This window comes from Agromyces hippuratus, assembly GCF_013410355.1.
GTDB lineage: Bacteria > Actinomycetota > Actinomycetes > Actinomycetales > Microbacteriaceae > Agromyces > Agromyces hippuratus.
Genome location: NZ_JACCFI010000001.1, coordinates 2291814 through 2305571, shown reverse-complemented (window position 1 = coordinate 2305571; position 13758 = coordinate 2291814). Strand labels below are relative to the sequence as shown.

The 13758-nt window shown below is 72.2% G+C and carries 13 protein-coding genes; 6 read left to right on the top strand and 7 right to left on the bottom strand.

Annotation, left to right across the window (positions count from 1 at the left end; all coding sequences use genetic code 11):
* Nucleotides 1-91 precede the first annotated feature (91 nt).
* Nucleotides 92-700 carry a tetratricopeptide repeat protein gene (locus BJY17_RS10760; RefSeq protein WP_322789811.1) on the bottom strand — a complete coding sequence of 203 codons (609 nt, stop codon included), beginning with the start codon at nt 698-700 and terminating at the stop codon, nt 92-94.
* 22 nt (nt 701-722) lie between these two features.
* Complete coding sequence (locus BJY17_RS10755; RefSeq protein WP_179551340.1) at nt 723-2318, bottom strand: AMP-binding protein; 1596 nt, start codon at nt 2316-2318, stop codon at nt 723-725.
* Nucleotides 2319-2437: 119 nt separating this feature from the next.
* Between BJY17_RS10755 and BJY17_RS10750 the strand changes: the two genes are divergently transcribed.
* Complete coding sequence (locus BJY17_RS10750; RefSeq protein ID WP_179551339.1) at nt 2438-2887, top strand: Fur family transcriptional regulator; 450 nt, start codon at nt 2438-2440, stop codon at nt 2885-2887.
* A 156-nt stretch (nt 2888-3043) separates the two neighbouring features.
* Nucleotides 3044-4531, top strand: a complete 1488-nt coding sequence (locus tag BJY17_RS10745; protein WP_218889889.1) for a catalase — start codon at nt 3044-3046, stop codon at nt 4529-4531.
* A 137-nt stretch (nt 4532-4668) separates the two neighbouring features.
* Here the strand turns inward: BJY17_RS10745 and BJY17_RS10740 are convergent, their stop codons facing one another.
* On the bottom strand, nt 4669-6300 hold the full coding sequence (locus BJY17_RS10740; RefSeq protein ID WP_246303711.1) for a glycerol-3-phosphate dehydrogenase/oxidase: 1632 nt from the start codon (nt 6298-6300) through the stop codon (nt 4669-4671).
* A complete protein-coding gene (locus BJY17_RS10735; protein WP_179551338.1) occupies nt 6267-6863 on the bottom strand; it encodes a TetR/AcrR family transcriptional regulator in 597 nt (198 codons plus the stop codon). The genes BJY17_RS10740 and BJY17_RS10735 overlap by 34 nt, the downstream gene beginning before the upstream one ends.
* Before the next feature lie 20 nt (nt 6864-6883).
* Between BJY17_RS10735 and BJY17_RS10730 the strand changes: the two genes are divergently transcribed.
* From BJY17_RS10730 to BJY17_RS10715, 4 genes are read left to right on the top strand one after another with little or no spacing between them, the layout of a single operon-like run.
* On the top strand, nt 6884-8530 hold the full coding sequence (locus tag BJY17_RS10730; RefSeq protein WP_246303710.1) for an FAD-binding oxidoreductase: 1647 nt from the start codon (nt 6884-6886) through the stop codon (nt 8528-8530).
* A gap of 1 nt (nt 8531) precedes the next feature.
* Nucleotides 8532-9518, top strand: a complete 987-nt coding sequence (locus BJY17_RS10725) for a diacylglycerol kinase (protein WP_179551337.1) — start codon at nt 8532-8534, stop codon at nt 9516-9518.
* The gene (locus tag BJY17_RS10720) at nt 9515-11161 is read left to right on the top strand and encodes a GMC family oxidoreductase (protein ID WP_179551336.1); all 1647 of its coding nucleotides are present in this window, start codon (nt 9515-9517) and stop codon (nt 11159-11161) included. Before BJY17_RS10725 ends, BJY17_RS10720 begins: the two co-directional genes overlap by 4 nt.
* 50 nt (nt 11162-11211) lie before the next feature.
* Nucleotides 11212-11931 (top strand): flavodoxin family protein, encoded by a 720-nt coding sequence (locus BJY17_RS10715; RefSeq protein ID WP_179551335.1) that lies wholly within the window; start codon nt 11212-11214, stop codon nt 11929-11931.
* An 80-nt stretch (nt 11932-12011) separates the two neighbouring features.
* Here the strand turns inward: BJY17_RS10715 and purQ are convergent, their stop codons facing one another.
* From purQ to BJY17_RS10700, 3 genes are all read right to left on the bottom strand, one after another.
* Nucleotides 12012-12710, bottom strand: coding sequence for a phosphoribosylformylglycinamidine synthase subunit PurQ (gene purQ, locus BJY17_RS10710; protein ID WP_179551334.1), 699 nt, complete (start codon nt 12708-12710; stop codon nt 12012-12014).
* Between the two features lie 11 nt (nt 12711-12721).
* Nucleotides 12722-13054, bottom strand: a complete 333-nt coding sequence (gene purS / locus BJY17_RS10705; protein ID WP_179551333.1) for a phosphoribosylformylglycinamidine synthase subunit PurS — start codon at nt 13052-13054, stop codon at nt 12722-12724.
* A gap of 88 nt (nt 13055-13142) precedes the next feature.
* Nucleotides 13143-13571, bottom strand: coding sequence for a hypothetical protein (locus BJY17_RS10700; RefSeq protein ID WP_179551332.1), 429 nt, complete (start codon nt 13569-13571; stop codon nt 13143-13145).
* Between the last annotated feature and the right edge of the window lie 187 nt (nt 13572-13758).

Here is a 13758-nt window from a genome sequence, read left to right as displayed (position 1 = left end):
CGGTGCTGCTGTCGTCGTCACGTGGCCTCCTCTGCGCTGCGTTGTGCTGCTCGTTCAGCCTACGTCGACCCGCTGCGGGCCGATGCGGCCGTCAGACCGTGGTGCTTGCCTCGTCGAGCCCGATCAGGTACGCGGCATTTCCGCGCAGCGCGGCCTCGTAGCGCAGCACGTCGGGCGTGCGCACCGTATCGGCGGCGAAGGCGAGCAGCTCGCCGACCGCGGCGTCGCTGCGGCCCGCGGCGTGCAGCCCGAGCGCGTGGAACAGGCGCACGGACTCGGAGTCGGGGTACTCGGCGCGCGCCCGGTCGAGCGCGGCGAGGGAGTCGTCCATGCGGCCGAGGATGCGGAGCGTGCTGCCGTACTGCAGCAGGCACCGACGCAGCGGGTCGCCGGCGAGTCCGGCGGCCAGCGCCTGCTCGTAGTACCCGAGCGCGGTCTCCTCCTCGCCCGCGGTGTCGTACGAGCCGCCGACCTCGTAGAGCACGTACGGGTCGCCGGGGTGGTCGGCGAGCACGGCGAGGAACTCGTCGATCGTCGGCTGCATGTTCGCGCGGTCGCGGCGCTCGAAGATCTCGCGCAGCGTCGTTTCGAGCTCGGGGGAGAGGGTGGCGGTCATCGTTCCATCATCGCGGTCGTCGGCGCGATCGGGGTCGTCGGGCGAGCGCGTGAGCGAGCGGATGCCGCGCGCCCACCGCAGCACGAGGCATCCGCTCGCTCACGGCTCAGGCGGAGGCCGCCTGCTCGCGCGCCCGCAGGTCTTTGCGCAGGATCTTGCCGGCGCTCGACTTCGGGATCAGCTCGATGAACTCGACGACGCGCACCTTCTCGTGCGGCGCGACGTGTGCCGTCACGTGCGCGATGACCGTGTCGGCGTCGAGGTCGGCCCCGGGCTGCACCACGACGAAGGCCTTCGGCACCTCTTGCCCGTCGGCGTCGAGCACGCCGATCACGGCCGCGTCGGCGATCGACGGGTGGCCGAGCAGCACTGCCTCGAGCACGGCCGGCGCGACCTGGTAGCCCTTGTACTTGATGAGCTCCTTCAGCCGGTCGACGATGCGGTACACGCCGTCGGCGGTCACCGTGGCGATGTCGCCCGTGTGCAGCCATCCCTCGTCGTCGAGCATCTCGGCGGTCGCCGCCGCGTTGCCGAGGTAGCCCTGCATCACCTGCGGGCCGCGGATCCAGAGCTCGCCGGGCTCGCTCGTGCCGCCGTCGGCCGGTGGCTCGACGTCGACGCCCGTCTCGACGTCGACGAGGCGCGCCTCGGTGTTCGGCACCAGGAAGCCGATGGACGAGCGGTCGAGGTCGTCGCGGTCGGTCGGGATCACGTGCGTGACGGGGCTCGTCTCGGTCATGCCGTATCCCTGGGCGACCGTGCAGCCGATGCGGGAGGCGACGAGTTCGGCGAGGGCGCCGTCGAGCGGAGCCGCACCCGAGAAGACGACCCGCACGCTCGAGAGGTCGTGCTGGTCGACGAGCGGATGCTTCGCGAGCGCCACCGCGATCGGCGGGGCGATGAACACCCAGGTCGCCCGGTGCTCGCTGATGATGCGGAGGAACTCGACGAGGTCGAACCTCGGCATCGTCACGAGTGCGGCCCTGAGCTTGAGGGCGTAGTTCAAGAGGGCCGTCATGCCGTAGATGTGGAAGAACGGCAGCACCGCGAGCACGCGGTCGTCGGGCACGAGGCCGATGGAGCCGCGCGCCTGCTCGATGTTCGCGACGAGGTTCGCGTGGGTGAGCATGACGCCCTTCGGGCGGCCCGTGGTGCCCGAGGAGTAGGGGAGCACGGCGAGGTGCGTCGCCGGGTCGAACGAGACCTCGGGCGCCGGATGACCCTCGCCGAGCAGGTCGCGCAGCGACGGGTGCCCCTCGGCGCCGTCGAGCACCACGAGGTGGTCGTCGGCGATGCCGAGGCGCGCCGCCGCGGCCTTCGCGCCCGGCAGGAGGGGGGACACCGTGAAGAACCAGGTCGCACCGGCATCCGTCAACTGGTTGGCGATCTCGTCGGGCGTGTAGAGCGAGTTGATCGTGGTCGCCGTCGCGCCCGATCGGAGGATGCCGTGGAAGACCGTCGCGAAGGCGGGCACGTTGGGGCAGAGCAGCGCGACCACATCGCCGACGCCGACGCCGCGGGCCGCGAGCGCCCCGGCGAGGAGCCCGATCTGGCCGACGAGCTGGCGGTAAGTCGTCTCGGCGCCGCTCGTGCCGTCGATGAGCGCCACCCGATCGAGTTCGGCGTCGGTGAGCCCGCCGAAGAGGTAGTCGTAGATCGACGTGTCGGGAACGGTGAGGTCGGGGTACGTGCTCCTGGCCATGCGGCGATCTCCTTCGATCTGCGGGTGGAAGCCATCATGCGGCATTCGCGCGGTCGGGGGAAGAGCTGACGACGGCTCGGTTGTTTTGATGAATTCAAAACAACTGATAGGTTCGAGACATGACCTCGAGCGGCACCGACGAACGCGAACTGGCCGCGGCGCGCCTTCGCGGAGCCGGGCTCAAGGTCACCGAATCGCGTCTCGCGGTCTTCGACGCGTTCCAGCCGGGCGAGCACCTCGATGCCGACGACGTGTTCACTCGGGTCGCCGGGGCGCTGCCGACGACATCTCGGCAGGCCGTCTACGGCGTGCTCGGCGCGCTCGCCGAGGCGGGGCTGCTCCGCAAGATCGAGCCGGCCGGCTCGCCGGCGCTCTACGAGACCCGCGTCGGCGACAACCACCATCACCTCGTCTGCACCGGCTGCGGCAAGGTCTTCGACGTCGGCTGCGTCGTCGGCGAGGCCGCATGCCTCACGCCGAGCGAGACGCACGGCTTCCGCATCGCCACCGCGGAGGTCACCTTCTGGGGCCTCTGCCCCGAGTGCAGCGCGAGCGGCGTGCTGAGCTGAGCCTCGCCGGTCGCACCGGCACCCTCGCACCCGCATTCGATCAACCATCCCGCGCCGGGCCGATCCGGCGCGCCCCGAAACTCGGGCGCTTCCCTACCCGCGCCCCGCCGGCCCCGGCCGGCGATCCCAGAGAAAGAACGAAGAGAGAAGGACGCCTTGTCGGAACCCACCACGACGCCCACCACGACGCAGACCGGAACCGCGGTCGCCAGCGACGCCCACTCCCTCACGATCGGCGCCGACGGTGCGACGGTGCTGCACGATCGCTACCTCGTCGAGAAGCTCGCCCAGTTCAACCGCGAGCGCATCCCCGAGCGCATCGTGCACGCCAAGGGCGGCGGCGCATTCGGTCGCTTCGAGGTGACCGCGGACGTCTCGGCCTACACCCGTGCCGCGGTGTTCCAGCCCGGCTCGAGCGTCGAGACGCTGCTGCGCTTCTCGAGCGTCGCCGGCGAGCAGGGCTCGCCCGACACCTGGCGCGACGTGCGCGGCTTCTCGGTGAAGTTCTACACGACCGAGGGCAACTACGACATCGTCGGCAACAACACGCCCGTGTTCTTCATCCGCGACGCGATCAAGTTCCCGGACTTCATCCACTCGCAGAAGCGCCTGCCCGGCTCGGGCCTGCGCGACGCCGACATGCAGTGGGACTTCTGGACCCTCTCGCCCGAGTCGGCGCACCAGGTCACGTATCTCATGGGCGACCGGGGCCTGCCGAAGTCGTGGCGCGAGATGCACGGCTTCGGTTCGCACACCTACCAGTGGATCAACGCCGAGGGCGAGAAGTTCTGGGTGAAGTACCACTTCCGCTCGCAGCAGGGCGACCTGCACCTCGACGCCGAGAGCGCCGAGGCGATCGCCGGAGCCGACGCCGACTACTACCGCCGCGACCTGCACGAAGCGATCGAGGCCGGCAACCACCCGAAGTGGGACCTGCACGTGCAGGTCATGCCCTACGACGACGCGAAGACCTACCGGTTCAACCCGTTCGACCTCACCAAGGTCTGGCCGCACGCGGACTACCCGCTGATCCCGGTCGGCACGCTCACCCTCGACCGCAATCCGCAGAACTTCTTCGCCGAGATCGAGCAGGCCGCCTTCTCGCCCGCGAACACGGTTCCCGGCATCGCGATCAGCCCCGACAAGATGCTGATGGCGCGCGTGTTCAGCTACCCCGACGCGCAGCGCTACCGCGTGGGCACGAACTACAACCAGATCCCGGTGAACGCGCCGCACGCGGCATCCGTCGCCAACTACTCGCAGGACGGCGCCCAGCGCCACGCCTTCAACGCGCCCACCACTCCGGTCTACGCGCCGAACTCGTTCGGCGGCCCCGTGGCGTCGGCCGAGGCCGCGGCCGAGGGCGGCTGGGAGAGCGACGGCGAGCTCGTGCGCGCCGCGTACACGCTGCGCTCGGACGACAGCGACTTCGGCCAGCCGGGCACGCTCTACCGCGAGGTCTACTCGCCCGAGGCGAAGCTCCGCCTGCAGGCGACGCTCGCCGGCCAGGCGGCCTCGATCACGATCGACGAGATCCGCGAGCGGTTCTTCCAGTACTGGACGAACGTCGACGCCGACCTCGGTGCCGTGCTGCGCGCTGCGCACGCGACGGCGGTCGCCGCGGCCGACGGCGCCGCCGCGTAGTCGAACAACCCTGAACGGGCCCGGATGCCGCGCGGCATCCGGGCCCGTTCACGTGTGCAGCGTGCTCGCCCCTCGGGCCCCCGGCCCCGAGTTGCCACTTCTTGTCGGATCGGGTGCACCCGAGGCGACAAGAAGTGTCATCTCGAGTGGCGTGCGAGGGCCTCCTCGACGATCTCTGCGACGGCCGTGTGCGCCAGCTCGCGGTCAGCGGCCACGAGCCCGATGCGGGTGCGCCGATCGAGCACGTCGTCGACGTCGAGCGCCCCCTCTGCGAGCACCGCGAACTCGATCTCGGCGCGCGTGACGTCGATGCCGGGCTCGATGCGCTCGGCGGGGTGGGCGCAGCGGGCGAGGTCGAGCACCGCGGATGCCTCGGCGCCGTAGCGGGCCACGAGCGACGCGGGCAACTCGGGTCGGGTGGCCGCGGGCGCGACATCGGCCGGGACCGGAACCGCCGAGCCGGGCGCTCCCACCAGGGCGAGCGTCGCGGTGCGGCAGCCGGGGTCGGCGAGGCCGGCGTGCCGGCACGCGAGGTCGACCGCGTCGCGGGCCATCGCCCGATACGTCGTGAGCTTGCCGCCGAGCACGTTGAGCAGGCCCGCCTCCGAGACGGCGACGTGATGGCGGCGGGAGATGTCGGCGGTCGATCCGTCGCCGCCCGTGTCGATGAGCGGACGGAGCCCGGCGAAGGCGCCGAGCACGTCGTCTCGGCCGAGCGGGCGTTCGAGGGCCGACGACACCGTGCGGAGCAGGAAGTCGATCTCCGCGTCCTGCGGCTGCGGCACGTCGGGCACCGGCCCGGGGGCATCCTCGTCGGTGAGGCCGACGACGACCCGTCCGAGCTGCTGCGGCAGCGCGAAGACGAAGCGGCTGATCGACCCCGGGTGCGGCACGGTGACGGCGGCGGACGGGTTGCCGAGCGCGGCGGCGTCGAGCACGAGGTGCGTGCCGCGGCTCGGCCGCATGCGGATGCCGGGATCGAGATCGCCCGCCCAGACTCCGGCGGCGTTCACGACGACCCGTGCCCGCACGCGAAGGGAGTCGCCGCCGACCGTGTCGACGAGCGTCGCGCCGTCGGCACCGGCCTCCGACACGCGCACCCGGGTCAGCACCGTGGCGCCGTACGCGGCAGCCGTGCGGGCGATGGCCACGACGAGCCTGGCGTCGTCGACGAGTTGACCGTCGTGCGAGAGCACTCCGCCTCGCAGACCCTCGCGGAGCAGGGCGGGGGCGAGCCGCAGCGCCTCGTCGCGACCGATGCGGCGCGGATGGGCGAGCACGTCGCCCGGCGTGCGAGCGAGCATGCGCAGCCCGTCGCCCATGCCCATGCCGACGCCGCCGAACACGCGCTGCTTCGCCGAGACGGATGGCACGAACGGCAGCAACTGGGGGAGGCTCCGCACGAGGTGCGGTGCCACGCGCGTCATCAGGATGTGCCGCTCCACGGCGCTCTCGCGCGCGACGGCGATGTCACCGGTCGCGAGGTAGCGCAGTCCGCCGTGCACGAGCTTGGAGCTCCAGCGGCTGGTGCCGAAGGCGAGGTCGTGCGCCTCTGCGAGCACGACCGACAGGCCGCGGCTCGCGGCGTCGAGCGCCACGCCGGCGCCCGTGACGCCCCCGCCGATCACGAGCAGGTCGACCGGCTCGCCGCGCGCGGCGAGCGCGTCGAGGTCGCGAGCCCGTCGGTTGCCGTGCAGCGCGGCGGAATGCGCAGCGCCGGGGGGGCCGGTGGGGTTCAGGGGCGGAGGTGTCCGTCGAGTGCGTGCCAAAGTTCGCTGCTCCAATGCGGCTCGTCGATGAGGGCGGAGACGGTGTTGTGCGAGAGGATCGCCGACTGGGCGATGAGCAGGAGCATGACCGCGAGGTCGCCCGGCGCGCCGGCGCGCACCGAGCCGCCCTGCTGGGCGAGTTCGATCGCGGCGGAGAGCCACTGCAGGATGACGCGCTGGCTCTGGCCGATGCGCTGCAACGTGTAGCGGGTGAAGACCTCGGGTTCTCGTTCGAGCAGGCGGCCGTAGAGCGGGTCGGTTCGGAACAGCTCGGAGAAGCGCATCACGTCGCGCACGAGGTCGCTCCGTGAACGGGCGGGTTCGGGGAACTGCTCGATGAGCGAGACCGTGGCGCGCAGCAGTGCCGCACGCACGATCTCGTCGGCGCTCGCCCAGCGGCGGTACACGGTGGGCCGGCTGACCCCCGCGTTGCGGGCGACCTCGGCGACCGTGACCCCGCCGACCCCCCGCGCGGCGATGAGCTCAACGGCGGCGTCGAGCATGCGCGTCTCGGCCTCGTCCCAGACGGGCCGGTCGAGCAGGGCGGCTTGACGATCTTCCATGATGTGTCACACTGTAACGCATGGTCGACGGAGACACCTCCCCCACCGCCGCAAGCGCCGGCGACGAGACATCCACCCCGATGCGGTGGAACGGCTGGGGTGACCCCGCGAAGGCGAAGGAGCTGCCGCTCGCGGTGCGGGCGCTGCTGCCGGTGATGCTCGGGCGCGTGCCGAAGCCCGAAGCCGCCGTCGCGCTCGACGAGGTCGAGCTCGCGCCGTCGGCACTCGATGACGCGGATCGGGCCGCGCTCGCCGCGGTCGTCGGCGACGCGCACGTCGCGAGCGACGACGACGCGCGCATCCGTCACTCCGGAGGGCGCTCGACGCCCGACCTGCTCCGCCGTCGCGCGCGTCGACAGGATGCCCCCGATGCCGTCGTCTCGCCGGCCGACCACGCCCAGGTCGTCGAGGTGCTGCGGCTCGCCGGCTCGCGCGGCATCGCCGTCGTGCCGTTCGGCGGCGGCACGAGCGTCGTGGGCGGACTCGACCCCGAGCGCGGCACGCACCGCGCGGTGATCGCCCTCGAACTGCGCCGCCTCACCGGGCTCGTCTCCCTCGACGAGACGAGCGGCGAGGCCGTGCTGCGCGCCGGCACCACCGGGCCCGAGGCCGAACGGCTGCTCGGCGAGCACGGGTTCGAGCTCGGGCACTTCCCCCAGAGCTTCCGCTACGCGACCATCGGCGGCTTCGCCGCTGCGCGTTCCTCCGGTCAGAACTCCGCCGGCAACGGCCGCTTCGACGCGATGGTCACGGGCCTGCGCGTCGCGACGCCGACCGGCGAACTCGACCTCGGCCGTGCGCCCGGATCGGCCGCGGGACCCGACCTCCTGCGCCTCTTCCTCGGCTCCGAGGGGGCGTTCGGCGTCATCACCGAGGTGCGGGTGCGCGTGCACCGAGCGCCCGCGGTGCGGCTCGCCGAGGCGTGGAACTTCCCCGACTTCGCGGCGGGCGCCGATGCCCTGCGCCGGGTCGCGCAGCTCGGCACCGGCCCGACCGTCATCCGCCTCTCCGACGAGGCGGAGACCGGTGTCTCCCTCGCCCAGGTCGGCCGCATCGGCAAGGCGCTCGCGAAGGGCGCGAGCGCGGTCACGATCTTCGAGGGAGATGCCGAGCTCGCGGGCGAGCGGCGGGCCCGCACGGCGCAGGTGCTGCGCGAGTCGGGCGGCGTCTCGGCCGGCACCGCGCCCGCCGAGGAGTGGGTGCACGGACGCTTCAACGCGCCGTACCTCCGTGACGCCCTGCTCGATCACGGCGTCTTCTGCGAGACCCTCGAGACCGCGACCACCTGGGCGAACCTCGAGCGGCTGAAGCGTGACGTCACCGCCGCGATCACCGACGGCTTCGCCGAGCAGCGGGCCAAGTCGCTCGTGCTCTGCCACGTGTCGCACATCTACCCGACCGGCGCCGCGCTCTACTTCACGATCCTCGCGGGCGTCAAGGGCGACCAGCTCGCCGCCTGGGAGCCCGTGAAGGCGTCGGTGAACGACGCGCTCATGTCGGGCGGCGGCACCATCAGCCACCACCACGGCGTCGGGCGCGACCACGCCCCGTGGCTCGAGCGCGAGATCGGAACGGTGGGCCTGCGGATCCTCCGCGCCGTCAAGGCGGAGCTCGACCCCGCCGGCGTGATGAACCCCGGTGCGCTCCTCGAGCCCGGGAGCAACTGACATGACCGGGCACATCGCCGTGCTCGTGAACCCCAGCTCGGGTCGCGGCCGCGGCGCCGCTGCTGCAGCCCGAGCCGTCGAACGCCTCGAGGCGCTCACCGACGAGGTGCGCGTGTTCGCGGGCGACTCGGTCGACGACACGCGGCGGCTCGCACGCGAGGCCGTCGCGGGTGCTCCGCGCGCGCTCGTGGTCGTCGGCGGTGACGGCACCCTCTCATCGGTGCTCGATGCCGTCGTGGGTTCCGGCGTGCCGATCGCACTCGTGCCCGCGGGCACGGGCAACGACCTCGCGCGTGCCCTCGGCCTGCCGTTCGAGGCATCCGACGCCGGTTCGGCGGCCGCGGAACTCGCCCTGCACGGCACGCCCCGCGCGATCGACGTCGGCGAGGTGGAGTCGGCGGCGGGCGTCGCGCGATTCCTGACCGTCGCAGCGCTCGGCTTCGACGCGCACGTCAGCGAGCGCACCAACCGGCTGAAGTGGCCGCGCGGGCGAGTTCGCTACTACCTCGCGATCCTCATCGAGGTCGCGCGGCTCCGCCCGATGCCGTTCGCCGTCGCGTTCGACGGCGGGCCGATGCGCCCCATGCCGGGCACCCTCATCGCCGTGGGCTCCACGCGCAGCTACGGTGGCGGTATGCCGGTGTGCCCCGACGCCGACCCCGCCGACGGCCTGCTCGACGTCACGCATGTCGCACCGCTCGGGCGTGCGAAGCTCGTGCGCCTCTTCCCGCTGCTGCTGCGCGGCAGGCATGGCGAACGGCACGAGGTGACGACGGTGCGGGCGACGCACGTCGAGGTCGACGCGCCGGGTCTCGTCGTCTACGCCGACGGCGAGCGGGTGGGCGCCGGGCGGGCGCGCATCCGGGTGGTGCCCGGTGCGCTCACGATGCTCGTGCCCGCTGCGGTCGGCGCGACCGATGAGCCCGACGAGCCGGACGGGTCCGGCCCCGACGCCGGGCCGGACCGCCACGGGGAGCTCGCGGCATGACCGGCTTCGACCACGACGTCGTCATCGTCGGCTCGGGCTTCGGCGGGTCGGTCGCGGCGCTGCGCCTCGCCTCGAAGGGCTACCGGGTGCACGTCTTCGAGGCGGGTCGCCGCTTCGCGGACGCCGACTTCGCGAAGACCTCGTGGGATGTGCGGCGCTACCTCTGGGCGCCCGCGATCGGATGCTTCGGGGTGCAGCGCATCCACAAGCTGCCGCACGTCATGGTGCTGGCGGGCGCCGGCGTCGGCGGGGGATCGCTGAACTACGCGAACACCCTCTACGAACCCGGCCCTGCCTTCTTCGAGGACCGGCAGTGGCGCGGCCTCGCCGACTGGCAGGCCGAGCTCTCCCCGCACTACGCGACGGCGAAGCGCATGCTCGGCGTCGTGCCCGAGTATCCGCACTCGGGTCCGGTCGAGCAGATCATGGCGGATGCCGCGAACGACCTCGGCGTCGGCGACACGTTCCGTCGGGCTCCCGTCGGGGTGTACTTCGGCCGCCCCGGCGAGACCGTGCCCGATCCGTTCTTCGGGGGAGAGGGCCCCGACCGCACCGGATGCACGCTCTGCGGCAACTGCATGGTCGGCTGCCGGGTGGGCGCGAAGAACACCCTCGCGAAGAACTACCTCGCGCTCGCCGAGCGGCTCGGCACGACGATCGAGCCGCTCCGCACCGTCGTCGAGGTGCGTGAGCGCCCGGGCGGCGGCTTCACGGTGACGACCGTGCGGAGCGGTGCGTGGGTCGGTCGCGCTCGCCGCACGGTGACCGCGGAGCAGGTGGTCTTCGGTGCCGGCACGTGGGGCACGCAGCAGTTCCTGCACCGCATGAAGGACTCGGGCGCGCTTCCCGGCCTGTCCGACGCGCTCGGGCGCCTCACGCGCACGAACTCCGAGGCGCTCGATGGGGCGGTCGCGGTCTCGGTGCCCGAGGGGCTCGGCCTCGCGAGCGGCGTCGCGATCACCACCTCGTTCCACGTCGACGAGCGCACGCACGTCGAGAACGTGCGGTACGGCCCGGGGTCGAACCTCATGGGTGCGCTCGCGACGGGCCTCGTGCCCGGCGGTCGCCCCCTGCTCGGGCGGCTCGGCGCGTTGATCGGCGGGGCGCTGCGGCATCCGATCACGACCCTGCGCCTGAGCTCGCTGCGGCGCTGGAGCGAACGCGGCATCATCGCGCTCGTCATGCAGACGGCCGACAACTCGCTCACCCTCTCGCTCCGACGCCGCTTCGGGCGCACGGTGCTCACGAGCGCCCAGGGCGAGGGCGAGCCGAACCCGAGCCACCTGCCCGGTGCGCACCTCGCCGCCCAGGCGATCGCCGCCCGCATGCAGGCGGCCGGCGGCGTGCCCGCGGCGGCGCGGGGCTCGTGGCCCGAGGTCTTCGGCATTCCCCTGACCGCGCACTTCCTCGGCGGTGCCGTGGTCGCGGGCGATCCCGAGCACGGCGTCGTCGACCCGTACCACCGCGTGTGGGGCCACCCGGGGCTGCACGTCGTCGACGGTGCCGCGATGCCGGCGAACCCGGGCGTGAATCCGTCGCTCACGATCACCGCCATGGCCGAGCGCGCCCTGTCGTACTGGCCGCGCCGGAGCGCCGCCGATGAGCGGCCGACGCAGGAGGAACTGCTCGACCGACGCGGCTGAGGCACTCGCAGCCCTGTCGGTCGATCCGACCCGCGAGTAGCATCTGCGCCATGGCCGAGTTGCCGGATTTCTCTGACCTGCGAGCGCTCTACGTCAACTGCACGCTGAAGCGAAGTCCTGAGCCGAGCAACACCCAGGGCCTGATGGACGCGAGCATCGCCCTCATGCGCGGGCGCGGCGTGCACGTCGACACCGTGCGGTTCGTCGACCTCGAGGTCGCGACCGGGGTCTACCCCGACATGCGCGAGCACGGCTGGCCGGTCGACGCCTGGCCCGACGAGGTGTGGCCGCTCGTCGAGGCCGCCGACATCCTCGTCATCGGCGGGCCGATCTGGCTCGGCGACAACTCGTCGGTCACGAAGCGGCTCGTCGAGCGGCTCTACTCGATGAGCGGCGAGTTCAACGACCGCGGCCAGTACGTCTACTACGGCAAGGTCGGCGGCGCGATCATCACCGGCAACGAAGACGGCGTCAAGCACTGCGCGATGAACCTGCTCTACAGCCTGCAGCACATCGGCTACGCGATCCCGCCGGGTGCCGACGCGGGCTGGATCGGCGAGGCCGGCCCCGGCCCGAGCTACCTCGATCCGGGCTCGGGAGGCCCCGAGAACGACTTCACCAATCGCAACACGACGTTCATGACGTACAACCTGCTGCACCTCGGGCGGCTGCTGAAGGACGCGGGCGGCTTTCCGGTCGGCGGCAACCTGCGCGCCGACTGGGACGGTGGCGACCGCTCCGGCTTCGAGGCGAATCCCGAGTACCGCTGACCGCGCAGGCCGTTCGCCGCAGCGGCGCCGGAAACGGCAACGGGCGGCCCGACCGGGCCGCCCGCTGCAGAGGTGTGGAACTACGCGTCGACGAGCGCGCGCTTCACGATGCTCGTGAAGAAGCCGAGGCCGTCGACGCCGGAGCGCATCGCGGCGGCGGTGTCGGGGCCGAAGCCGGGCTCGACCGCGTGCTCGGGGTGCGGCATGAGGCCGACCACGTTGCCGCGGGCGTTCGAGATGCCCGCGATGTCGCGGAGCGAGCCGTTGGGGTTCACGTCGACGTAGCGGAAGACCACGCGGCCCTCGCCCTCGAGCCGGTCGAGCGTCTCATCGGAGGCGATGAAGCCGCCCTCGCCGTTCTTCAGCGGGATCGTGATCTGCTGGCCGGCCTCGAAGTCGCCGGTCCAGTCGGTCGACGCGTTCTCGACCGTGAGCACCTGGTCGCGGCAGATGAACGAGCCGTGGTCGTTGCGGATGAGCCCGCCCTCGAGGAGGCCCGCCTCGGTCAGCATCTGGAAGCCGTTGCAGATGCCGAGCACGGGCATGCCGGAGTTCGCCGCGGAGACGACCTCGGTCATGATCGGGCTGAGCGAGGCGATCGCGCCGCAGCGCAGGTAGTCGCCGTAACTGAAGCCGCCGGGCAGGATCAGCGCGTCGACGCCCTCGAGGTCGTGCGAGCCGTGCCAGAGGGCGACGGGCTCGGCCCCCGCGAGGCGCACCGCACGCTGGGCGTCGCGGTCGTCGAGCGAGCCGGGGAAGGTGATGACACCGATGCGCATGGCGAGCCCGCTCAGTGCGTTTCGCCGGCGGGGGCGCCGAAGCCGTCGTCGGTCACGGATGCCGCGCCGGACGCCTCTTCGGCGAGCTCGGCGTTCGTCACCTCGTAGTGGATGCCGACGACGTCCTCGATCACGCCGTTGGAGAGGATCTCCTCGGCGATCTCCTGCACCTGTGCGCGCAGTGCGTCGTCGACGGGTCCGTCGACGGTCAGTTCGAATCGCTTGCCGATGCGCACGCCGCTGAACCCGGTGCGTCCGGTGCGGGCGAGGGCGCCGGCGACGGCCTTCCCCTGGGGGTCGAGCAGTTCGGCTTTGGGCATCACGTCGACGACGATGGTGGGCACCGCGGTTCTCCGTCCGGTGTCGAAAATGTGGATGCGTCGATTCTACCGGGGCGCCGAGGCATCGAAGCATCCGCCCCCTGCTCGTGCGTCAGCGCCGGCTGACGGCCCTGATCACGAGACCGATGCCGACGATCACGGCAGCGCCGGCGGCGATGACGAGGGCGGGGTTCTCCCGGTACCGTGCCTTCACGTAGCGGACGCCGTCGTCGGCGACCTCCCTCGCGCCGGCGACGGCGGCGCTGGCCTGCGCGGCGACGGCGTCGACGGTGTCGGCTGCGGCGTCGCGGGCATCGTTCAGCACGTCGCCGACGGTGTCGGATGCCTGCCCGGCCGCTCGGGCCGTGGCGTCCCCGAGCCGATCGGCGCCCGACTTCACGGCTCGCGCCGCGTCTGCCGCGGCGTCGCCCACTGCGTCGGCGGCGTGATCCGCGTGGTCGCGCGCGGTCTCGGCCACTCGGTCCGCCGAGTCCTTCGCAGCGGCCGTGACGTCATGCTGAGTGCGATCCGTGTCGGTCATCAGTGGCTCCCTTCGCCGGGGTGATCGGGTCATCCCATCGGATGATCGAGTCATCGTACGCTCGCGAACCGGGAAGGGCCCGGATCGGCCGTCGGGCTTGCCACGGCCCCGTCGGGATGCTAGCGGGGTCGTCGAGGGGAAGTTGCAGGGCACGCGTTCCATGCGTATTATTCCGAGCGGAATAATT